Raw genomic sequence first — 22,911 nt, forward strand, 5'->3', positions numbered from 1 at the left:
ATTTATAAATTGATGTACAGGTTTACAAAATACGTCCGCCCGTAACCATAAAAATATTTGTTGCCAAAATTGGGAGTCCCACTGGAAACATCTTGGTTGAGTTGTCTGAAATTGGCATTTCTAGCTTGCTCATATCCTCCTGTTTTGTATTTCAAATCCAAAACATTATTTAACGTTGCAAAAAGTCCGATATTCTTTCCTTTAACTTTCCATGATTTCCCTCCTGAAATGTTCAACAAAGTAATGGGCTCAAACTCTTCTTGACTCAATAACTCCCTCGCTCTTTCCTCTGAAGCTTCAGGAAAATTGAAACCGCTTGCAGGATTTTTATAAAATGTAGCCGTTCTTGAGATAGGCGAAATATCTATAAAACTATTTGCTAAATAATTGATATTGGCCCCAATCCACCAATATTTGGGATCTCTATATTCGATTCCTAAAGCAAAAGCCTGTTGTGGCATTCCCGCCTGATTATAGTTTTTCATTGATGAAGTTCCAAAATCAAATACGGGATTGGGATTTTCAGCAGTGGCTTGAGCGTCATTGGTTATGGTGACATTCGGATTGCTGTCAAACGTAAACTGACCGTAAGCTGCCGAAAAATTAGTCATTAGCGTTGGGGTTAATTGGTATTGAAAACTAAATTCGGCACCGAAATTCTTTATATCCAAATGTGTTAAAGTCTGGCTTACAAAAGCATCTGTATTTGCATATCCTGCTCCATCATCAAATATTCCTTCAGCATAAAAGAAAGAAGTTTGTGTAACGTTCTTTATTTTGGCATAAAAAAGAGTGAGACGGGTTTGCCATCTTGGAGTTCTGTAAAAATAACTCGCATCGAAACTATTTATGTTTTCATTTTGGATACCCGCAACTACCGAATTGTTTAATCTCGCATTGGGAAATGTATTTCTGATGGCTGGAGCATTAGAAAGATAAGCACCATTAAAACTAAACTGCTGCCTACCCGAAATTTTGAAAAGAATTCCGCCTTTAAAACCAAAATTTTCAAATTGAACTTTCTCACTTTTCCCAAAAGAATTCGTCGGATAAATTCCGTTTTGATACAAACCTTCACGTTGATAATTCGTACTTATGAAATTTTGTGCCAAATAAAAATCGACTTTATCATATGTAAATTTAAAATTGGTAAAAACGTTGAACGTATTCGCAACATAATTAAAATTGTAACCATACGTATCACCTTCAACAACCTGCCTGTCGGGATGATTCAAATCCGATTGCGCTTGATTTCCATTATAAAAAACATCGATATCATCAAAATACAAACCTCCTAATAAGTCCGTTAATTGTTGGTAATTATGGGATTTTAAATGACTGTAAAAACCTCCTGCCGTCAAGAAAAGATTGTCACTTATTTGTGTATTGAAGTTAGAATTGGCCGTTATCGTTTGGTCGTCCGTTCGATCTTCGTACAAAACACAATTGCTTTTGGCGGGAATATAGCCTGTTATTTTCCCATTGGAATCCAAAACTGGAGTTTGATTCGCATTGTACAAAGCATTCCAATCGATTTGGCTATTTGCTAGAAACTGTTCCCTGCTTTTCCCAGCATTCTCATAATCGGGAGTAAATTCTCCAGAAAACTCTCCGTTATCCGGCGCATACATCGAACTGTAATAGCTCGGCATTTTTCTGTAATATGTTGGATCCGGGCTGTTGCCGTTTTGATAGTCGATGTTGCTATTGGTAATTTTTCCAAATTGATAGGTCAAACTCGAATTCAGCGTCGAATATTCATTGATGGTATAAAAATGATTCAGCATCAAAATAGGCTCCTCAATAGTTTTAATTCTGGCATTACGCTTTTTGCCGTCCTGCCAACCCCAATACGAATTGTACTTTTCGCTCGTTAATTCAGTTACTTCAGCGGTATTTGGTGAATTTTTGGCTCTCGAATTGGGTGTATAAAATCCGGAGAAATTCAAAGAATGGTGGTCATTTATTTTCTTTTCCACACTGATAAAACCCGCTAAAGCATTATAATTTGTTCCTTCAAAATATCCTTCCTCAGCCCAACGCGTTCCTGCCGAAACCACAAATGCCCAGCCTTTATTGTTCATTCCAGAAGCGTAGGTTCCCATCATTCGCCAATCGTAATTGGTATTGGTTCCCGAAAAAGATAAAATCATTCCAGGTTTATAAATCGAAGCACGGGTATTAATTTCCTGAGTGCCCAAAATCCCGCCAAAAGCATAATCTGAAGGAAAAGAACCTACCGTGAATTCCTGATTCCGAACCACATTATTCAATCCGCCCCAATTGCCCCATTGCGGCCTCCCGTCAAATAATTTGTTCATCGTAACACCATTGATCATCGTCGTTGCATATTGACTGTCTAACCCACGAATCCTAAATCGAGCCTGACCCCAATTGAAAGCCGCCGCTTGTTGAAAAGCATCTCTGGAAGATTGTAGAAGTCCCGAAGTGCTCTCGGAACCACTATTATCATCGCTTAAATCACTTTCGAGAAGCGCGATTGTTCCCGCCTGTTGCTCCGAAGTTTGATTATCCTCTAATGGAACAGCGCCCAAATCCAACATTTGGTCTTGTGTAATTACAACAGGAAGTATTACGTCCTTAAATCCTTGACTATGCAAAAGCAACAATTGATTTCCAGGAACCACAGCATAAAAACTAAAAACACCATCACTTGACGTGAGTTGCATCAACTGTGTGTTTGAAATCGTAACCACTACATTTTCTAATGGCTTTTGAGTTTTAGCATCAATGATTTTTCCCTTAATTCCTGTTGGTTTTTGGGCACAAACAAAAGACATTTTCAATAATAAAAGTATTCCTAACAAAAATTTACCCATACTTGTTTTGTAAACATATGGAACACATTGTATGCAAAATACAACGCCTCCAAAAATTAGATTTGTTTAAAAAAAGGATAAAATAGTTTTGGAAAAAAGAATTGTAAAGACCTAAATTAGGTGTGGCATCTTAATTTTCAATCGAATAAAAAAAGTATTCAATTAAATTTCAAGCGATAAACTTAAGAAAAAAACTATTAAGTAGTATAACAAATAGAAAAAAATTCTTAGTATTTAATCAATAGCTTTAATTCGGCTAACCATAAAAGCGATAAAAAAACCAAAAATCCCAATAAAGGCGAATGAAAATCGCAAACTAAAAAGTTCGGCAATGTACCCTATAACAGGTGGACCCATCAAAAATCCAAGAAAACTCACACTTGAAACAGTGGTCAAAGCTTCGCCAGTTGGTATTGTTGGATGTTTACCTGCAATGCTATACAAAGTAGGCACAACTGTAGAAACTCCCAATCCAATAATCATAAAAGCAATCATTGAGGGTATTATATAAGGAAAAGCAACTGCGGTAAAGAAACCGGATGAAATCATAATTCCACTAATTTTGATTACCGTTTTTCGCCCAAATCTATTGATTAATTTATCTCCGAAAAAACGACCACTCGCCATCATAATCATAAATGAAGTGTAACCTAAAATTATTAAAGCGCCAGGCGCTTTGACTATGTCTTTAAAAAAAACACCACTCCAATCAAACATAATTCCTTCACTGGCCATACAACAAAATCCAATAACTCCAAGCAAAACTAACGTAGCATCTGGTTTACTGAATCCTTTTTTCTTCTCTGTTTTAATGGTTTCTTTGGCCTTAATCAAAAATTTAAAATTTGATGCAATCAACAAAAATGCAATAAAAGCAACAATTAGGAAATGGGTATATGTACTGAGTTGCAATGCCAACATTCCCAATCCTACCAATGCACCAGTAAATCCTGCCAAACTCCACATCCCGTGGAATGAAGACATAATTGTTCTTCTAAAAAGTCCTTCTGTATAAACCCCTTGAGTGTTTACAGAAATATTAGTCAGGTTACCAAAGATTCCGAAAGCATATAATCCAAGCGCCAATTGCCACGCATTTTGCGCCAGTCCAATATTCGTTAAACTCACCGCATACATCACAATTGCAAAAGGCAAAATCCGATGACTTCCATAACGAGTAACCAATTTACCTGAAAAATACATCATCGTTAATTGTCCAACAGGCAAAGCAAAAAGAATGCTTCCTAATTGACCATCGCTTAAGTTCAAGGCTGCTTTTATGGTTGGAATACGACTTGCCCAAGTAGCAAAACACAATCCCATAGCAAAATAGAACATTGATACTGCCCATCGAATTCTAACCAAATAAGACGCTTTCGCATCTCGATAGTTTTTCTTGTATTTGCCCTTGGCCTTAAACCGACCTAAAAAATTTAAATCTATCAAAATAGTTGTTTTTTTTGGGAATCCTTTGTGTCAAAAGTACGAAAAGAAACAATCCAAAGACACAAACCCTTCCTCAACAATAAATTACAACGTTATTGTTAGAAAAACAAACCAATTTTATCCAAAATAAAAATAGTCTGGGGGTGCCACCATTAGAAAAATGGGCCAACTTAGCATATCGCTTAGTCGGCCCATTTCCCTAATGCTGTCGGGCTATCCGCGCTACTTCGGTAGCTAGCTTTTATCCCTCACCCAAGCTATAAAACGAGATATTGAGTGCTAAAAAACATCATTCATTACAACATAATGACTTTTCCTTGAGCATTACTTTCAATAGCAGCTTCAATAATTTGCATTACCTGCAATCCTTCTTTAGCTGTAACCGGTTCTTTGGTATCACTAATAATTGACTGATAAACACCTTCAAAAAAATCATAATAATTTCCCTGTAATGTTTCGACTTTCTCCTTAATAATTCTTCCGTCTATCTCTGTATGCAACAATCCTTCGTTACCCGGAGCTTCAGTACCCCACGTGGTAAGATTTGGTTTCTTCCCTAGTTTTAAATCATCTTCCTGAACATCACCACGTGGTTTCAGAAAAGAACCTTTTTTCCCGTGAATAACATACGCAGGATTAGCTTCTCGAACAAAAAAGCCAGCTTTTAATCGCACTCTAAAATCTGCATAATATAGCAAAATATCAATCCAATCATCTACCAAAGAATGTTCTCGTGTTACTCGAATATCGGCAAAAACACTTTGGGGAAACCCAAATAAAAACAATGCTTGGTCAATTAAATGTGGCCCTAAATCCTTCAGAATTCCAGCACCAGAATTAACAGTTTCCTTATGTCCTTTTGGACTCAAAAGTGGATTATAACGATCAAAATGAAATTCGGCTTCCACCAATTCGCCCAATACTTTATCGGCAACCACTTTTTGTACGGTTTTAAAATCACTGTCCCATCTTCGATTTTGGAAAACCGAAAGCTTCAATCCTTTTTCTTTGGCCAAATTCACTAATTCCTGAGCTTCGGCAACTGTAGTAGTAAAGGCTTTTTCCACCACCGCATTTTTCCCGGCAAGCAAAACTTGCTTGGCATATTCAAAATGAGTTCCAACCGGCGTATTTACAATAACCAAATCAATATCATCCTGAAGCACTTCTTCTAGAGTTGGATAACTTTTTACATTTGGATAATCCAATTGAATTAATTGTTTACTTCTTTCCCAAGAACCAACCAATTCAAATCCTGGATGAAAATCCAAAAAAGGAGCATGGAAAACTTTTCCAGACATTCCATAAGACAGTAGTGCGGTTTTTATTTTTTGCATATCTTTTTATGGTAGTTTACAATCCTGCAAGGTTTCCAAAAACCTTGTAGGTATGATTTTAAATTTAATACCTACAAGGTCAAAAAAAGATCTTGCAGCAAAACGTTTAAACAAGAACTTATCTCATTTTAGCTCTGTCATATTGTTTCGGCCATTGAACATCAACACCCAATTCCTGAGCAAAAGTCAATCCTAAATTCGGATTTCTAAGCGACTCTCTCGCAAATAAAACGAGATCCGCTTTACCGCTCGCTACAATCGCTTCCGCTTGTTGAGAAGTAGTAATCAAACCAACCGCTCCGGTCAAAATCCCCGTTTCCTTTTTAATTTTTTCGGCAAAATGAACTTGATAATTAGGCCCTAAAGGAATTTGTTGATGAGACACCAAGCCACCTGAAGAAACATCAATTATATCGACTCCTTTCTCCTTCAAAATTTTAGAAAGTCGCACTGATTCTTCAGCGTTCCAACCTCCATCAGCCCAATCTGTAGCTGAGATTCTCACCATTAAAGGAAGTTCTTTGGACCATTCAGACTGAACCGCCTGGAGCACTTCCAGAAGTAATCGAATACGATTTTCGAAAGCCCCCCCATACTCATCCGTTCTCGAATTGGACAAAGGCGACAAAAATTGGTGCAACAAATAACCGTGTGCTGCGTGAATTTCAAGGACTTGATATCCTGCTTTCTCGGCTCTTCTGGTGGCCAATTTAAAATCGGCAATTACTTTTTGGATTCCCGCTTTATCCAATGCAGTAGGAGTTTGCTCATTATCGTGATAACCAATTGCACTTGGTGCAAAAGTTTCCCATCCACCTTGATTTTGGGTCAATTTTTTATTACCGTACCAAGGTGACGAAACACTGGCTTTCCTGCCGGCGTGAGCCAATTGTATTCCTGGAACTGAATCCTGACTAATGATAAACTTAGTGATAGACTGTAATTTTTTGATATGATCATCGCTCCAAATACCTAAATCACTAGGAGAAATTCTCCCTTCAGGAGAAATGGCTGTGGCTTCCTGAATGATTAAACCTGAGCCACCCGTAGCCCGACTGCCAAGGTGTACCAAATGCCAATCATTGGCAAAGCCATCCTCCGCCGAATATTGGCACATTGGTGAAACTGTAATTCTGTTTTTGAGTGTGATACTTTTTATTTGTAATGGAGAAAATAATTGTGAAGACATAAATACAAGTATATTAATGTTTTAAGCCAAACAGCATTAAAACAAGATTTTTATGTAGTAAAGTTATTGCACTAACTTTAAAATAAAAATGAAAAATGCATTAATTAACAAACATTTAAAACGATCCAAAAAAATATAGCGCAAATAATAAAATAGAAAATAGTACTTTTGTCCGTCATTAAAGAACCGAAAATTAAAAAATGGAAATAGTTATCAAGCTTTCTCAATTTTTATTGAGCTTATCATTACTTATTATACTTCACGAATTAGGGCATTTCATTCCTGCAAAATTATTCAAAACCAGAGTCGAGAAATTTTATTTATTTTTTGACTTAAAATATTCCCTTCTAAAAAAGAAAATTGGCGAAACCGAATACGGAATTGGCTGGTTGCCTCTTGGCGGTTATGTAAAAATATCCGGTATGATCGACGAAAGCATGGACAAGGAACAAATGGCTTTGCCTGCACAACCCTGGGAATTTAGATCCAAACCAGCTTGGCAACGTTTGATAATAATGTTGGGTGGTGTAACGGTAAACTTTATACTTGCTTTCATTATCTATATTGGTATGGCTTATGCTTATGGAGATTCCTATATTTCAAATGCCGATATGAAAGACGGTCTTTTGATCGAAAATCAAGCGATGATAAATGCGGGATTCAAATCGGGTGATAAAATCGTTGCTGTTGATGGAGAAAAAATTGTACGTTTTGACAAGGAAATCAGTTCTAAAATTATCTTGGCTAAAGATGTGGTTATTGAAAGAAACGGCATCGAACAAACAATAAAAATGCCAAATGATTTTATAGATCAATTATCTAAATTCGAGAAAGCTCCTTTGGTAGCAATACGAGTTCCATTTGCAATCACAGAAGTTCCAACAGAATCTTTAAACAAAGAGCTTAAAGCAAAAGATATTATTGTGTCTTTAAATGGTCAAAAAACAAAATATCTTGATGAAGTACAATCTGTTTTAGAAAAAAACAAAAACAAAACCATTCCTGCTGTCGTTTTACGTAATCAAAAAGAAGTAGCTATTAACGTAGTTGTTTCGAATGTTGGAAAAATGGGAGTTTCAATAGGCGCTTTAGGACTTGAAACACTTGAGAAACTGGGTTATTACAAAATTACGCATCAAAAATACAGTTTCCTTGAATCAATCCCTTTTGGAATTGAAAAAGGAAAAGACCAATTGGTTGGATACGGAAAACAATTAAAAATGATTTTCAATCCAGAAACCAAAGCGTACAAACAAGTAGGAGGATTTCATGCCATTTATAATATTTTTCCAAGTTCTTGGAGCTGGGAAGTTTTCTGGAGCATCACGGCTATATTATCGATAATGCTTGGAGTTATGAACTTATTGCCTATTCCGGCACTTGACGGAGGACATGTGATGTTTTTATTGTTTGAAATCGTAAGCGGTAAAAAACCAAGCGACAAATTCCTTGAAAATGCCCAAATGGTTGGTTTTGTACTACTTATCAGTCTATTGCTTTTTGCGAATGGAAATGATATTTATAAAGCGATTGTAGGTAAATAAAAAAGAATGTTATTTTTGCTTTTTTTGTTTGCTACATTTAAATTTAATCCTATATTTGCACTCGCTAAAAAGAGCAACAACTTCCTCCTTAGCTCAGTTGGTTAGAGCATCTGACTGTTAATCAGAGGGTCCTTGGTTCGAGCCCAAGAGGGGGAGCAACTTTTTTTAGCAAACATATTTACCTTTAAGGTGATTCCTTCTTAGCTCAGTTGGTTAGAGCATCTGACTGTTAATCAGAGGGTCCTTGGTTCGAGCCCAAGAGAGGGAGCTTATTAAAAAGACTATCAGCGATGATGGTCTTTTTTTTTGCTCAAAACTCAACTCTTTTTTATCCAAAAAAAAATGATTCAAGATCTAAGTTGATTCAAGCCTAATTCCACAAATTAAGCTTATCTTCCATGAAGATACTTATATCTTCAATTATCAAAATGACCTGATAATTATGATATTATCTCCCATTTCATTTGAAGTTTGTTTAATAAATCACTAAATTGGTACTTCTCTAGCTTGTGCAATTATAGAAAAACGTTTTCCCAATATTTCCATAAACTAAAGCACTTCAAAACGTAAACTTATTTCAATCATTAATTTTCTCCGTTATGAAAAAACTCTCTATTTCATTTGTGCTTATTGCATTGATTTTTTCTTTGATATGCTGTCAAAACAACAAGTTATCAAATAACGACGACAACAGTCAAATCGACGGTCATCCCGCTTGGATCATGCAAGGCAATATTTATGAGGTCAACGTTCGCCAATACACGCCTGAAGGGACTTTCAATTCATTTGCAAAACATCTTGACCGGCTAAAAGCGATGGGAGTCCAAACGATTTGGTTCATGCCAATTAATCCTATCAGTAAATTGGACAGAAAAGGGTCTTTAGGAAGTTATTATGCCGTTTCCGACTATACCGCGGTTAATCCTGAATTTGGCACAATGGATGACTTTAAGAAACTTGTAGAGGCTATTCATGAGAAAGGAATGAAAGTATTAATTGATTGGGTACCCAATCACACCGGAGCAGACCATCGATGGATTACGCAACACCCGGATTTCTTCCTAAAAGACAGCTCCGGCAAACCGGCAGTAGCATTTGATTGGGCAGACACAAGACAATTAAATTATAAAAATCCTGTATTGCAGGACAGTATGATTCGCGCAATGAAATACTGGATTGAAGACACGAATATAGACGGATTTCGATGTGACGTTGCCTGGAACGTTCCGGCTTCTTTTTGGCGTAAGTCCATTCCGGAACTGAAAAAAATGAAGAATATCTTTATGCTCGCCGAAGGAGACAGCACTTACCTACCAAAAAGCGGTTTTGATGCCGTTTACCCTTGGCACATGTTCAAAATGATGGAAAAAGTAGCCAAAGGCGAAAAATCAGCCCTTGCTTTGGACAGCATCAACAAGGAAAATGAAACCTTATACCCAAAAAATACGATTCAAATGTATTTCACCAGCAATCACGATGAAAATAGCTGGAATCATGCCGATTTTGGAACTTTTCCAGGAATTATTCATGAGCCGTTTGCGGTATTTACTCAAACCATGAAAAACAGCATTCCATTAATTTACAGTGGACAGGAAGAACCCGTTTTAAGGGCATTAAAGTTTTTCGACAAAGATCCTATAAAGTTTAAAAATTTTCAAAGAGAAAAATTCTACACGACATTGCTGAATCTAAGAAAGAACAACGAAGCACTTTCCGCTAATGCCTCCTTCAAAAAAGTACACTTGGGAGACGACAAAGCGATTTACGCCTATGTAAGAGAAAAAGGAAACAAAAAAGTTTTAGTAATTCTTAATTTTTCCGCAAACGAACAAGCTGTATCCATAAAAGACAATTCTTTGACAGGAAAAGCACATAATGTCTTCAAAGAAAATGAAGAAACTTTAAGCTCCAAAGAATGGAAAATGAAACCTTGGGGTTATGAAGTTTATGAATATTGATTTGTAAAACAAATAAACAGCAGATTCAGTTAAGAAATACAACTTTCAAAAAAGACCATCACAATGATGGTCTTTTTTTGCTTTAATCTTTCTTTCTTTAATTCAAAGTATTAAAATCTTTATCACCACTCCCTATTAAAAAACGAAACTCATTTTAAAATCAAACTACAAAATACCCACTATTTAAATTGCTACAGTCTTAAAAACTCAATTTAGCGAATGCGAAATCAAAAAAAAATTGAATCAAAAAAATTAGAATTGATAAAAAAAGTTTGGCTAAAAAAGAAAGTCATATAAATTATCAAATAATCACATCATTAACTATTTCAGTGATAATAATTTAATAAATTAGTTCAAAATTCAGCCTTAACAGCTCATATTAAACTGAAATATTAATTATTTAATACTGAGAAATATGATGAAATTGGTACCACAGCTAAACCCAAAAGGGTGGGACGAGATGTTCTCAAATGAAGGCGTTAGAGATTCCTATGCTCAAGTTCTTCACACATTACAAAATCTAAATCCGGAAAGTCTAAACGATAAACAAATTCAGGCTTCGGATTTGTTCATGAATCAAGGTATAACATTTACAGTTTATAGCGACAATAATCAAGGAATAGAAAGAATTTTCCCGTTTGACATCATTCCCAGAATCATCACAAAAGCTGAATGGAGCGAAGTGGAAACTGGAATCAAACAACGATTAAAAGCCCTTAATTTATTTTTGGAAGATGTTTATAATGGACAACACATTGTAAAAGATGGCATAATCCCCGCTTCATTAATAGCATCTTGCCCTCATTATATACAAGAAGTTCACGGGATAAAAGTGCCGCATAATATTCATGTGCATATCGCAGGAATTGATTTAATTCGGGGGGCAAAGGGAGAATTTTATGTACTTGAAGACAACCTGCGATGTCCCAGCGGCGTGAGTTATATGTTGGAAAACCGCGAAATCACCAAACGAATTTTCCCAGATATGCTTACCTCCAATAAAGTAAGCATGGTAGGAAACTATCCGATGATATTTCATAACATATTGGTTTCGCTGTCCCCACGAAATGTATCCAATCCTAACGTGGTTTTACTTACACCTGGTGTCTATAATTCGGCTTATTATGAACATACTTTTTTAGCCCGTCAAATGGGAATTCCACTTGTGGAAGGAAGAGACTTGGTGGTTAATAATAATAAAGTATACATGAAAACCACTTCGGGATTACAGCAAGTAGATGTTATTTACCGCCGTTTGGACGATGAGTATCTCGATCCATTGGTTTTTAAACCCGAAAGTACACTGGGCGTACCAGGACTGATTAGTGCTTACCGTCACGGAAATGTAGCCTTGGTGAATGCTGTCGGTAATGGTGTTGCCGATGACAAAGCCGTCTATGCTTACGTCCCAGATATGATAAAATATTACCTTAACGAAGAACCTATACTTAAAAATGTTCCAACATACCAAATGGAAAACAGAGAGGAAAGAGAGTTGGTATTTGCCGATATGGAAAATATGGTAATCAAAGAAACCAATGGAAGCGGCGGATATGGAATGATAATGGGAAACAAAGCTACGCAAGAAGAACTAGAAAATGGTAAAACAGCCATTTTGGCCAATCCCAGAAATTTTATCGCACAACCGATCATTCAACTCAGTACCGTTCCCTGTTTAATAGATGGCCAATTGAAATTACGCCATGTAGATCTAAGACCGTATGCTTTATGTGGACCCAATGGAGTAGAAATTGTGCCTGGAGGATTAACTCGAGTCGCATTGACAGAAGGTTCATTGGTCGTCAACTCTTCGCAAGGAGGAGGAAGCAAAGACACTTGGATCATAAAGTAATTTCATTTTAATTTTTAAAATGAATCAAAATGAAAACAACTGCCTTAAACACAGAAAAAAACGAAAGCAAAAAGTTTGCCTTTTTACCCGAAATGGTTTTAGAACATTTAAACGACGCGAAACCAACTGAAACAACAGTAGAAAATTCAAATGAGCCTGAAGTTAAAAAAATAACAATAACAGCAGATCCAGATATACCAAATTTAGATTCAATTCCAGTTCCCGAAAGTGTTTCAAAAAAAGAAGAAATAAAACCCATTGAAACTGTAGAGGAATCCGATTTGGAAACAGCAAAAAGTGAAGCAGAAGAAAATTTAATCAAGCGATTTATAAATAAAATCAAAATCTATTAATCTTAATTTTAAAACCAATTCAAATGAAAACAACTATGCAAAGTGGAGTTACAAACGGGATGTTTTTACTCTACAATTACACAGATTCTCAGGCTCCTATCATAGAGTCAATAATAGAAACCATTGTAGAACCTATAATTTTCAAATGCTAAAATAGGGCATTATTTAGGCCATAGTTGTCAATCATTGTGAACTTGTAAGCATTACGAGAAGGCGATTTATGGGATTGCGTGAGGGATAGAAGCTAGCTACCGAAGTAGCGCGGATAGCCCGACGCTGTTGTGTAAAGGGGCCGTATAAGCGGCACTAAAAGTAAGCCCCTTTGCACAACAGGGTCACGCCCAAACGAGCCTTTGCGAACTGACGTAGTAAATAATTTTGGTTGAAAAAGTTACAGTTTTTTTATAATTTATAAATCGAATCAGATGAAGGCAAATATGCTAAGTCGAGTTGCAGACGGGATGTTTTGGCTCAACAGATATATGGAAAGAACCGATGGCATGTTATTAACTCTTAATACTAGTTACATACTATCATTTGACAAAGAAACCGATGATTGTCAAGGTTACAAACCATTATTGAAATATTATACCGACTTAACACACGACCAAATAAATGATGTGCAATACGACACCAACTTTGTGTTGAAATACATTATTTGCGATAGTTTGAATCATAATTCGGTCAAAAATTTGGTTGTAAAAGCGCGTGAAAACGCCAGAGGTTCGCAAGATAAAATAACAAAAGAACTTTGGGAACACATCAATTCATTGTATCATTTCATGAACTCCCCAGATCTTCCCAGAAAACTGGAAACCTCAGATGCCTTGCAAATTGTAAACAAACTCAATAAAGATCTCTTACTTTACAACGGCATATTGCATGTAACCATGCCAAGAGGACTCGGATGGAGCTTTTCGAATATTGGAAAACTGATAGAACGATGCTTGCAAACCATCTCAATGACTCAAGCCTATTATGCGCCTATCAATTATAATCTAGACGGAAATGAAGACGTAATGTACTGGCGAAGATTATTACTTTCGCTATCGGGTTACGAATTGTATCTTAAGAGTTATAGCAACATCAAGCACAATCGAAAAGTGGTACAACACGTTATTTTTAATCAAGATTTTGCCCATTCTGTAATCTTTACACTCGAATTAATAAATAAATATTTGGATTGTCTGGTCAAAGACAGCGAAATAAGTGAAGCGAGAAAACTGTACAATCAATTTGGAAGATTAAAAAGCTATGTTGACTTTACCGACTATCATCACTTGACGGACAAACAACTGGAAGAAATGCTGGAAACTACAAAAACACAACTGAATCAATTTTCCATCGATTTTTCAAAATTATTTTTCTCCTACACTTAGATAACTATGGCAATATTCAAGATAGTTCACATTACAAAATACCAATACAACTGGCCAATAAAAGAAAGCATCAACGAGGTTCGGCTATTTCCCCATAATTTTAGCAATCAAGACGTGCTCGATTACCAACTGTTAATTACCCATAATCCAGACGTAGAATTTTACCAAGACTATTACGGCAATCGAGTTGCCAATTTTAATAATCTGGAGTCACATGAAGAAATGGTAATTGAATCCCGAATGACGGTTCGAGTAAATCATTCGCTAAAAATACCAGCAATTGACAACACCACTGTTAAAGATATAGGGACAGAAAAAAGCGAAAACATAACCTTATTGAGACTTAGTTATCCTGAAGTTATTCAAAAACAACAGGAGATAAAAGCTATTTTGGCAGCAATAGATGTAGCTGACAAACCCATCATCGAAATTGCGCAATTATGCAATCAATACATATTCGATAACTTTACCTACACCAAAGGAATTACGAATATAGAAACCACCATTGATGAAATTTTAGAAATTAAAAAGGGCGTTTGCCAAGATTTTGCACATGTATTATTACAGTTGATCCGCACTGTAGGCATTCCTGCCAGATATGTAAGTGGATACATTTGTCCTTACGAAAGCGGATTACGCGGCGAAGGAGCAACCCATGCCTGGGTCGAAATTTATACGCCTACTCAAGGCTGGCTGGGTCTCGATCCAACAAATAATATATGGACGATGGATAATCATGTAAAACTGGCTGTAGGTAGAAATTTTTATGATTGCACCCCAATTAAAGGAACTTTCAAAGGACTGGCAAGACAAACGCTCTCCGTATGCGTTTCTATAGGCTATGAAGACGGCAGGCATTATGAAGAAATAAATGATGTCCTACTCGAAGAAATCCCTCAGGAAATTAACGATCAAATAAGTTATATTGAGCAACAACATCAGCAACAGCAATAATATTCATAGCTAAAAATTAAGCTGCTTCTTCAAATGCAATGAAGTTTACCAGTTCCCCTTTTTTATTAAAAATTGGAAAACCTTCAATATTACAATAATAGAGTTCTCCATTTTTTTTATAATTCAAAACTTGTTTAACGAATGGTTTTTGCAATGCAATAGCTTCTCTAATTTCACTGGAAGTATTTAAAACGGTTTCCTTTCCTTGAAACATTTTTGGTGTTTTGCCAAGAACTTCATTTTCAACATAACCATTCATTTTATGCATGTTATAAGAAGCAAAAACAATATTCAGTTTAGAATCGGTAATGAGTATTACTTTTTCTTCTAACTTATTTCTAAAATTCCAATTTACATTTTTCCATTTTTTATCTTGGGCAAGATTCGATATTTTATTGGTATCTAAAACAATCTTTTTGATTTCAGTTTGAAAAATCGCACTGAATCCCCAAGAAATTAATGGAATTGAGTTTCCTTTTAAAGAGGCGAAATACTTTGCTTTCGGATTATTGACTTGCTTTAGAGTTGTCATAATTTTGCTTTTAAAATTCAAAGATAAAAACAATCCAAAGAATACAGTCTCGATTGTAAGGTTTTAACTATTGTTGAACCTGTTTTTTACAAAATCAAAACTCAAATTTGAGCTGTACTACAACTGTCTTTTTGATTTCCGTATTTAGGTTGCTTAACGAAATTCCTAATAGCCGCACCGAATCTTTCATTTTCTCCTGATATAATAGTTCTTTAACCGTTTCAAAAATCAACGCTTTATCTGAAATAAAATAAGGCATTGTTTTGCTTCGCGTCTGTTGGGTAAAATCGCTGTACTTTATTTTTAGCGTAATCGTTTTGCCCGAAATCTGATGTTTTTTTAGACGGCGTTCCAATTCCAATGCAATTCTTTCAAGCTTTTCCAACATAAATATTTCAGAGGAAAGATTGATGTCAAAAGTGTGCTCAGCCGCTACCGATTTTGTAATCCGGTTAGATTTCACCTCACTATTGTGAATTCCACGAACTACATTGTAATAAAAACCACCCGACTTTCCGAAATGTTTTTCCAAAAATTCGACTGATTTACTTTTTAGATCCAAACCCGTGAAAATTCCGAGTTGAAACATTTTTTCGGCAGTAACCTTACCTACTCCGTAGAATTTTTGAATGGGTAATTGTTCCAAAAAAGAAATGACTTCATCTGGATTGACTGTCTTTTGACCGTTGGGTTTATTGTAATCACTGGCAATTTTGGCAACAAATTTATTGACCGAAATCCCCGCCGATGCCGTTAGTCCAACTTCATTAAATATTCTTTCTCGAATTTCCTGTGCCAATAAACTAGCACTCGGATTTCCTTTTTTGTTTTTGGTAACATCCAAATAGGCTTCATCAAGTGAAAGAGGCTCAACCAAATCCGTATAATCACGAAATATTTTATGGATCTTCTTTGAGATTTCTTTATAACGATCAAAACGAGGTCGGACAAAAATAAGTTCTGGGCAGTTTTTCTTGGCCAAAACACCACTTATGGCAGAACGGACGCCAAATTTTCTGGCTTCGTAACTGGCTGCCGAAACAACTCCCCGATTTTCGGCACCTCCTACTGCAATGGGCTTTCCGCGTAACTCAGGATTGTCCATTTGCTCCACCGAAGCATAGAAAGCATCCATGTCGATGTGTATGATTTTTCTATGTGAAAGTGGTTCGGACATATTACAAATTTAGAAACGTTTTGAAAAAAATGGAACGACAGAACTGTTAAAAAAATAAATGAATATCTTTGATGAACGCAACTAGCCCTAATAGAAGTGGAAATCCTTATGAGCCGGGGTTCACCTCATAAGGTTGAAACGAATAGCGGGATAAAGCTCCTAAAAAACAACATAAAAATGCTAGAAATAGAAAGGAAATTTTTGGTTACTTCGGATGCATTCAAACAAGAATCTTTTACCCAAAACAGAATAAAACAAGGCTATTTAAGCTCCGTTCCTGAAAGAACCGTAAGAGTCCGTGTGAAAGGCAACAAGGGTTTTTTGACCATAAAAGGAATCTCAAACGAATCAGGTATGTCTCGTTTTGAATGGGAAAAGGAAATTCCAATCGACGAAGCCGAAAAATTATTGCTTTTATGCGAATCCGGCGTAATTGACAAAACCCGATTTGAAGTCAAAACGGGTCGTCATATTATTGAAATAGATGAGTTTTATGGTGAAAATCAAGGACTGATTATGGCTGAAATCGAACTAAAGTCTGAAACAGATTCTTTTGAAAAACCAATCTGGCTAGGCGAAGAAGTTACGAACGATAAAAGATATTACAATGCCTACTTAAGCAACAATCCTTTTAAGAATTGGTGATTTTATTTTTGTAATTCCTCTATTTTCACAATTACCGCACCACTACTTTTGTTGGACGTAATATCCATAAAAGCTTTTTTGCTTAAATCTATTTCTCTTCCTCTTGCAAAAGGGCCGCGATCTATTACTTCTACTATTACCGCTTTTCCATTGGCTTCATTGGTAATTCTGAGTTTAGTGCCAAAGGGGAATTTTCTATGGGCTGCAGTTAATTTTTGATTGTCAAATCGTTTTCCGCTCGCTGTCCTTTTTCCGTTAAACTTGTCGTGATAATAAGAAGCGTGGGCATTTTTTTTGAAGAATACAAATTTTCCGGTTTCAACAGTAGTAGTATCTGGGGCGATTGTTACTGGTGTAAACTCTTTTTCGACAACTTTAGTTGTTTTTTTTACAGTGTCTTTATTGATGGAAAATTTTTTGCTGTTTATAATGGCACTTTGACCACTTACCAAACCAAAATTGGCAAGTATAAATAAAAGCGTGATTATTTTTTTCATTTATAGTTTATTAGGTGAAACTTTTGAATTGCAAAAAAATTATGGGTAAAAAAAAGTCCTTTTCAGGACTTTTAAAAATGGGTTTAAAACCACAAGGACCAAGGGATTCTACTTAAAATAAGTACTAATCCTAAACCGTAAAATATAGAGAAGGTTTTAAATTTTGATTCACTAGTCGTTAATTTTTTATGTTTTGACCAACCAATCGTAATTAAAACGATAGCAATGATATTGATTAATGGATGTTCCAATGAAGTTAAACGCAATGCTTTATCTGACATTTGCCCAAATGAGGCTAATCCTAGCGGAGAAACAAAATACAAAATTATACCAACCAATAATTGAACGTGTATTCCAATTAATCCGAACAAAGCAATTTTTCTGTCTTTTGGAGTAAATTCTTTTTTAGAAGACATTCCTATTATGGCATTAATAACCGCGATAACAAGAACTAACAATGCAATATAAGCCCAACCTGAATGAAATTTTTGTAAAATCGTGTACATAAATAATTTTTTAATTTAAACAAATATAAGCAAAAAAGTCATAAAAAAACCCCAACTTAAAATCAAATGAGATCAAAAAATTGCGTTTTAGTGTCTTCAAAAAATATAAGGCATAAAAAAAACCCAGAAATAATATCTGGGTTTTTGCTGAAAAAAAATATTATATTACAATGATTGCAAAACTTTATCAGTTATTTGAATTGAACCATTTGAACCTTGAATGTTAAGAACTTTTACATTAGCATTGACTGCTGGTGCAGACTTGTCAACAATTTTTAAGGTTGCTTTAGTTATTACAAATGTATAAGTAGGAAACAAAGTTGTAACAGTTATATCAGCAGTAGCTGAAAAAGCCGTTGTAGAAGCGGCAACTCTATTACTTTTTTCTAAATGATAGTTTAAAATTTTAGTGATATCAGCATCTGTTTTACCTACTAAATAACCACCAGTTCCTAAAGCTGTTGCAAAAGCATCATTAGTTGGAGCAAAAACGCTAACTGGAGCAGTCCCAGTTGCAGCATTCAAAGTTGCTAAAACAGTAGCTTGGGCAGGGCTTTTTACTAAACCTAACAAAGATGTCAAGCTTGGATTTGCAGCAATTTGATTTACGATTGTTGGCAATGCTAAAACAGCATCTATAACATGTACAACACCATTACTTGCGTCAATATCTGCAGTTGTAATTTTAGCTCCACCATTTGCAGCACCACCATTAATTAAGATATCTGTTGCTGGTTTATTAAAAAATATATTCAAATTAGCACCTGAAGTGGCTGCAGCTGTAGCTTTATAATAACCAAAAGTTTTATAGTAACCAACAGCTAATAAATCAGAAGTTCTAGTTCCAACACCAATAACGTGATTTTGCAATACTAATTTTAAATTAGCAATTACTGTTGCATCTGCAGGAACAAGAGGATTCAATGCATTTATAGAAGCGCTTGTAATTCCAGCAGTAGTAAAAGCAGCATTAGTTGGAGCAAAAACCGTATAAGATCCTGGGTTACCCAATGTTATATCCAAACCTGTTTTCTTCAAAGCATCTACAAGAATACTAAAATTTGCAGGATCAGCTTTAGCAATATCAACAATAGAAGGAAGTTTCACTACATCTTTGGTATCATCATTAGAACAAGAAAATGTCATTAATGCAACCGTTAAAATGGAAACAAAATATAGGATTTGATTTTTAAATTTCATAATTGTTATTTTTATGTTTATAAAGTATTCGTCTAGTTTTAAATAAATTTTTATTTTCCGAAAGTATATCTTAAAGTAAATTGAGCTTGCCAAACATCAGACACAGACGCATTTTTCTGGAAAGTATCTGTAGCTAAAAATCTTTTACCTTGATTATCCGTTTGAAAAGCCATAGTGTAAAAAGGAGTGAAATTATTAGCTACACTTGGTGCTTGTGCAACAGACAAAATATTTGGAGCAGTGGCACGTTGCGAAACACCCCAGTCTCTGTTCACCAAGTTTGTAAAGTTTAAGATATCAGCTCTAAACTGGAAGCTGTTTCTTTTACCTGCAATATTCACGTAGAAATCTTGTGTAATTGACAAATCAACTCTATGTAACATTGGTAATATGTTTGAATTTCTCTCCACATACTGTCCTCTTCTTTTAGACAAATAAGGATCTTGATCAATAAATTTATCAAAAGCTTCTTGTTGTTGTGCTTCAGTATAAAGTACAATTGAAGAGCCTCCTAAGTTTTGAGAAATTGGGTTAAATCTTATATCAGTTGCTTTTACTGGAACAAAAAGCAAATCATTTCCAGTAACTAAATCTCCATTCAAATCACCTCCGTAAGAATAAGAGAATGGATTTGCTTGTTCTCCGATATATCCTAAGTTGATAGATGTTGCTCCTCCGTATTTAGTACCATAATCAATTTTATACCCAATAATACCAACATATCGATTTGGTGTGTTATTATTAGAGATGCTTAAATCCTGAACATTGTTCCCATAAACAGACTTCGTTCCTGTTTGCCAAGTACCCGAAGCTGTTGATCCTGGAGAAATCAAATCATAAGCTCCAGAATGCGTATAAGCAAATGATCCCCAAAGTCCATTGTTAAATGGGTATTCTAATTTAAAGGTAGTAGAATAAAAATATCCTTGATTAGTGTTTGTCAGTACAATAGCGTTCGAAACATTATTATTAATTCGAGTTCCATTATCAGTACCAGCAAATAACGGTCTGTTATCAGGCCCGTTAATAGACCCAACTGGATTAGCTAAATTCGCATTATAATACCCTACTTCATTGATGTTTTTACTAAAGATTCCTTCGATACTTCCAACAAAACCAAATGGTAATTTTTGATCTACAGCAACTGTAGTTTTCCAAACTTGTGGAAACTTATAATCCTTATCTGTAAAAGCTAAGTCAAAAGTAGATGGTAAAGTTGGCGTAGCTGGTGTAAAATACTGAGCTGGATTTGCAGTAAAACCATATCCACCAGCGCCTACTGAAGCATTGCTAGCATCCACAAAACCTGTTAATACTCCATTGTTTCCAATAGCATTAGACAAATACACGTATGGTGGTCTTCCTGTAAATATACCTGTTCCTCCTCTTACTAGCGTTTTAGAATCTCCCGTAACATCTAAATTGAATCCAACTCTTGGTTCAAATAAGTACTGTGTATTTGGCATTTCACCAGTGTTGAATTTTTCACCATCTGCGAAAGTCATTGCTGTTACAGCCGTATTTTCAATAGCAGTGTTTTTAAAGAAAACAGTTGTAGCTCTTAAACCAAATATAATTTTAAACTGATCGTTTACTTTAAAGTCATCTTGTAAATATAAATCAATTTTATTAGACTCTAATAATTGCCATGGATCTGCACCACCAGGTAAAGCAGAATATCTAAATTGAGTTCTAACTGGCAAATTAGTTTTTGATGGAGCTCCACCTAAAGCTATAGATTCATTCGCTGCATTATAAAATTCATCTAAAGAGTTAAAAATAAAAACTCCGTTTGAACCAGAATAGAAAAGATTTTCTGATTTAAAATTTTCATAATTAGCACCAAATAATAAAGTATGTTTTCCTAAATATTTAGTAACGTTATCTGTAAAATGCAGAGTAGAATAATTCAATTTATTTCCTTGTGTAAAAGGATCTAATCCTACAGAGATAAAATTCGTATTTCCTGCACTATATCCTGTTGCAGGTGCTGGTAATGGCACTCCATTTTTAATATCTATAGTTGGAAACAAACCACCTCCTTGAAGTGCTCTATCTTCTATTTGCTTGTCATAACCTGCAATAAAGTTGTTACTCCATGTTTCTGATAACTTTGAGTCCAATTGCACAACAATAGATCTTGTATTATCCTCAATAACATATCCACTGTTTTTATAAGACATGGAATTCACATTTCCAGATCTATTACCAAACCCTAAAGAGCTTGAATTTGAAATAAGTTGATCAGAAGAAGAATCACTGTGTACATAACGAATCGAGAATTTATTATCGTCATTGATATTCCAATCTACTTTTGCAAGAAACTTTTTAGATTCCTTTTTAGAGTCAAAATTCTCCCAAGGTCCAGTTGTGTAATTGAAGTTTTTTTGCATGAAATCAGAAAGAGTTTGCATCTGATCATATGTTGGAGCCGAAACTTGAGCACTCCCATTTGGGGAATTGGTAGATGTCCAATTCGATGCAGGACTTGTATTATCAATAGTCTCAAAGTTCCCAAAAAAGAATAATTTATCTTTTATAATTGGAGCCCCAATTCTAGCTCCCCAAATTGTTTCATTAAATTTTGCTGGTACAATTCTAACATCACCTGCCTTTGTCCCTACAAAATTTTCATTATTACTTCTGAAAGAATTATACACTGATCCCTCCACTTCATTTGTTCCGCTTCGAGTAACACCATTAATACCAGATCCTGTAAATCCTGTTTGGCGAACATCAAAAGGAGCAATATTTACTTGCAATTGCTCTATCGCATCTAGTGAAATGGCTGTAGAACCTGTTCTACCTCCCGCTTGAGCATCGCTACCAAGACCAAAACCATTATTAAAAACAGATCCATCAATAGTAAAGTTGTTTAATCTTGAATCTTGTCCCCCAAAGGTTCCGCCACTTCCAGCATTAGCATTATATTTTGTGATAGCATTCATAGATCGAGCCCCTATAACTGGAACTGCATTGATCTGTCTATTAGAGAATTGCTGAGAAGCTCCCGTTTTCCCTTTAGAAAATGCACCGTTTTTTGATTTAGAGACAACAACCTCTTTTAGTTGGCTAGTTTCATCTTCAAGAACTACATTTACAGTAACTGTGCTTCCTAGTGGAGCTGTAATTTCTGTAGTCTCGCTTGCTCTTGAACCAATATAAGAAACCTTAACAGTATAAGGTCCTCCTGGTCGTATTGCCTGTACAGAGTATCCTCCTGTGTAATTTGTAATTGCATTATACTTTGTTCCAGTAGGCAAGTGAATCACTTGTACTGACGCTCCTGCAATGCTCTCGCCAGTAACAGATCTCACTGTTCCTGAAATCCCTGAAGTAGTTACCTGAGAATAACCGATAACCGACAGAAAAAAAATAAAAATAAAGGTGATTTTTTTCATATTATTTTGTTTGTTTAGTTTGGCAAAATTATAACATTTGAATCAATAAATGTTAACAATACTTTAAGAAATTGAACTTTTTACCATACATGCATACTAAA

18 protein-coding genes and 2 tRNA genes are annotated in these 22,911 nt (G+C 35.4%); 10 read left to right on the plus strand and 10 right to left on the minus strand.

Going from position 1 to position 22,911, the window contains the following annotated elements; genetic code table 11:
- Positions 1-2 precede the first annotated feature (2 nt).
- From HQN62_RS01260 to HQN62_RS01275, 4 genes are all read right to left on the minus strand, one after another.
- Positions 3-2,840, minus strand: a complete 2,838-nt coding sequence (locus tag HQN62_RS01260) for a carboxypeptidase-like regulatory domain-containing protein (RefSeq protein WP_173503020.1) — start codon at positions 2,838-2,840, stop codon at positions 3-5.
- 234 nt (positions 2,841-3,074) lie between these two features.
- Positions 3,075-4,286 (minus strand): MFS transporter, encoded by a 1,212-nt coding sequence (locus HQN62_RS01265; protein WP_173503021.1) that lies wholly within the window; start codon positions 4,284-4,286, stop codon positions 3,075-3,077.
- A 296-nt stretch (positions 4,287-4,582) separates the two neighbouring features.
- Positions 4,583-5,623, minus strand: a complete 1,041-nt coding sequence (locus HQN62_RS01270) for a Gfo/Idh/MocA family oxidoreductase (RefSeq protein ID WP_173503022.1) — start codon at positions 5,621-5,623, stop codon at positions 4,583-4,585.
- 118 nt (positions 5,624-5,741) lie between these two features.
- Positions 5,742-6,812 carry an NADH:flavin oxidoreductase/NADH oxidase gene (locus tag HQN62_RS01275; protein ID WP_173503023.1) on the minus strand — a complete coding sequence of 357 codons (1,071 nt, stop codon included), beginning with the start codon at positions 6,810-6,812 and terminating at the stop codon, positions 5,742-5,744.
- Between the two features lie 200 nt (positions 6,813-7,012).
- Between HQN62_RS01275 and rseP the strand changes: the two genes are divergently transcribed.
- From rseP to HQN62_RS01315, 9 genes are all read left to right on the plus strand, one after another.
- The gene (gene rseP, locus HQN62_RS01280; protein ID WP_173503024.1) at positions 7,013-8,356 is read left to right on the plus strand and encodes an RIP metalloprotease RseP; all 1,344 of its coding nucleotides are present in this window, start codon (positions 7,013-7,015) and stop codon (positions 8,354-8,356) included.
- Between the two features lie 82 nt (positions 8,357-8,438).
- Positions 8,439-8,512 (plus strand) — tRNA-Asn (locus HQN62_RS01285).
- A 38-nt stretch (positions 8,513-8,550) separates the two neighbouring features.
- Positions 8,551-8,624 (plus strand) — tRNA-Asn (locus HQN62_RS01290).
- A gap of 331 nt (positions 8,625-8,955) precedes the next feature.
- Positions 8,956-10,314: an alpha-amylase family glycosyl hydrolase gene (locus tag HQN62_RS01295; protein WP_173503025.1), complete on the plus strand. Its 1,359-nt coding sequence runs from the start codon at positions 8,956-8,958 to the stop codon at positions 10,312-10,314.
- A gap of 415 nt (positions 10,315-10,729) precedes the next feature.
- Positions 10,730-12,166, plus strand: a complete 1,437-nt coding sequence (locus HQN62_RS01300; protein ID WP_173503026.1) for a circularly permuted type 2 ATP-grasp protein — start codon at positions 10,730-10,732, stop codon at positions 12,164-12,166.
- 29 nt (positions 12,167-12,195) lie between these two features.
- Entirely contained in the window at positions 12,196-12,519 is a 324-nt protein-coding gene (locus HQN62_RS01305; protein WP_116796766.1) for a hypothetical protein, read from the plus strand.
- A 23-nt stretch (positions 12,520-12,542) separates the two neighbouring features.
- Positions 12,543-12,671: a hypothetical protein gene (locus tag HQN62_RS19000; RefSeq protein ID WP_256412695.1), complete on the plus strand. Its 129-nt coding sequence runs from the start codon at positions 12,543-12,545 to the stop codon at positions 12,669-12,671.
- A gap of 273 nt (positions 12,672-12,944) precedes the next feature.
- Positions 12,945-13,898: an alpha-E domain-containing protein gene (locus HQN62_RS01310; protein WP_173503027.1), complete on the plus strand. Its 954-nt coding sequence runs from the start codon at positions 12,945-12,947 to the stop codon at positions 13,896-13,898.
- A gap of 6 nt (positions 13,899-13,904) precedes the next feature.
- Positions 13,905-14,852 (plus strand): transglutaminase family protein, encoded by a 948-nt coding sequence (locus tag HQN62_RS01315; RefSeq protein ID WP_173503028.1) that lies wholly within the window; start codon positions 13,905-13,907, stop codon positions 14,850-14,852.
- Positions 14,853-14,868: 16 nt separating this feature from the next.
- On the opposite strand, the gene HQN62_RS01320 is transcribed toward HQN62_RS01315, so the two are convergent.
- Together HQN62_RS01320 and dinB are read right to left on the minus strand one after the other, a co-directional pair.
- The gene (locus HQN62_RS01320) at positions 14,869-15,384 is read right to left on the minus strand and encodes a PAS domain-containing protein (RefSeq protein WP_116796763.1); all 516 of its coding nucleotides are present in this window, start codon (positions 15,382-15,384) and stop codon (positions 14,869-14,871) included.
- 94 nt (positions 15,385-15,478) lie between these two features.
- On the minus strand, positions 15,479-16,561 hold the full coding sequence (dinB, locus tag HQN62_RS01325) for a DNA polymerase IV (protein ID WP_173503029.1): 1,083 nt from the start codon (positions 16,559-16,561) through the stop codon (positions 15,479-15,481).
- 177 nt (positions 16,562-16,738) lie between these two features.
- On the opposite strand from dinB, the gene HQN62_RS01330 reads away from it, so the two are divergent.
- Complete coding sequence (locus HQN62_RS01330; RefSeq protein ID WP_116796761.1) at positions 16,739-17,206, plus strand: CYTH domain-containing protein; 468 nt, start codon at positions 16,739-16,741, stop codon at positions 17,204-17,206.
- Positions 17,207-17,208: 2 nt separating this feature from the next.
- On the opposite strand, the gene HQN62_RS01335 is transcribed toward HQN62_RS01330, so the two are convergent.
- From HQN62_RS01335 to HQN62_RS01350, 4 genes are all read right to left on the minus strand, one after another.
- Positions 17,209-17,703, minus strand: coding sequence for a septal ring lytic transglycosylase RlpA family protein (locus tag HQN62_RS01335; RefSeq protein ID WP_173503030.1), 495 nt, complete (start codon positions 17,701-17,703; stop codon positions 17,209-17,211).
- An 83-nt stretch (positions 17,704-17,786) separates the two neighbouring features.
- Positions 17,787-18,209, minus strand: a complete 423-nt coding sequence (locus HQN62_RS01340) for a hypothetical protein (protein WP_173503031.1) — start codon at positions 18,207-18,209, stop codon at positions 17,787-17,789.
- A gap of 165 nt (positions 18,210-18,374) precedes the next feature.
- Complete coding sequence (locus HQN62_RS01345; protein WP_173503032.1) at positions 18,375-19,409, minus strand: fasciclin domain-containing protein; 1,035 nt, start codon at positions 19,407-19,409, stop codon at positions 18,375-18,377.
- A 50-nt stretch (positions 19,410-19,459) separates the two neighbouring features.
- Positions 19,460-22,810 (minus strand): TonB-dependent receptor, encoded by a 3,351-nt coding sequence (locus tag HQN62_RS01350; protein WP_116796757.1) that lies wholly within the window; start codon positions 22,808-22,810, stop codon positions 19,460-19,462.
- Positions 22,811-22,911 lie beyond the last annotated feature (101 nt).

The sequence above is a fragment of the Flavobacterium sp. M31R6 genome, from assembly GCF_013284035.1.
In the GTDB taxonomy this organism is placed as follows: Bacteria; Bacteroidota; Bacteroidia; order Flavobacteriales; family Flavobacteriaceae; genus Flavobacterium.

Bases quoted from the DNA above. Each gene is read 5' to 3' on its own strand.
- HQN62_RS01345 (WP_173503032.1), bottom strand. From the start codon at position 19,409: ATGAAATTTAAAAATCAAATCCTATATTTTGTTTCCATTTTAACGGTT.
- HQN62_RS01260 (WP_173503020.1), bottom strand. From the start codon at position 2,840: ATGGGTAAATTTTTGTTAGGAATACTTTTATTATTGAAAATGTCTTTT.
- HQN62_RS01300 (WP_173503026.1), top strand. From the start codon at position 10,730: ATGATGAAATTGGTACCACAGCTAAACCCAAAAGGGTGGGACGAGATG.
- HQN62_RS01330 (WP_116796761.1), top strand. From the start codon at position 16,739: ATGCTAGAAATAGAAAGGAAATTTTTGGTTACTTCGGATGCATTCAAA.
- HQN62_RS01350 (WP_116796757.1), bottom strand. From the start codon at position 22,810: ATGAAAAAAATCACCTTTATTTTTATTTTTTTTCTGTCGGTTATCGGT.
- HQN62_RS01310 (WP_173503027.1), top strand. From the start codon at position 12,945: ATGAAGGCAAATATGCTAAGTCGAGTTGCAGACGGGATGTTTTGGCTC.
- HQN62_RS01340 (WP_173503031.1), bottom strand. From the start codon at position 18,209: ATGTACACGATTTTACAAAAATTTCATTCAGGTTGGGCTTATATTGCA.
- HQN62_RS19000 (WP_256412695.1), top strand. From the start codon at position 12,543: ATGAAAACAACTATGCAAAGTGGAGTTACAAACGGGATGTTTTTACTC.
- rseP (WP_173503024.1), top strand. From the start codon at position 7,013: ATGGAAATAGTTATCAAGCTTTCTCAATTTTTATTGAGCTTATCATTA.
- HQN62_RS01335 (WP_173503030.1), bottom strand. From the start codon at position 17,703: ATGAAAAAAATAATCACGCTTTTATTTATACTTGCCAATTTTGGTTTG.
- HQN62_RS01295 (WP_173503025.1), top strand. From the start codon at position 8,956: ATGAAAAAACTCTCTATTTCATTTGTGCTTATTGCATTGATTTTTTCT.
- HQN62_RS01270 (WP_173503022.1), bottom strand. From the start codon at position 5,623: ATGCAAAAAATAAAAACCGCACTACTGTCTTATGGAATGTCTGGAAAA.
- HQN62_RS01305 (WP_116796766.1), top strand. From the start codon at position 12,196: ATGAAAACAACTGCCTTAAACACAGAAAAAAACGAAAGCAAAAAGTTT.
- HQN62_RS01275 (WP_173503023.1), bottom strand. From the start codon at position 6,812: ATGTCTTCACAATTATTTTCTCCATTACAAATAAAAAGTATCACACTC.
- dinB (WP_173503029.1), bottom strand. From the start codon at position 16,561: ATGTCCGAACCACTTTCACATAGAAAAATCATACACATCGACATGGAT.
- HQN62_RS01320 (WP_116796763.1), bottom strand. From the start codon at position 15,384: ATGACAACTCTAAAGCAAGTCAATAATCCGAAAGCAAAGTATTTCGCC.
- HQN62_RS01315 (WP_173503028.1), top strand. From the start codon at position 13,905: ATGGCAATATTCAAGATAGTTCACATTACAAAATACCAATACAACTGG.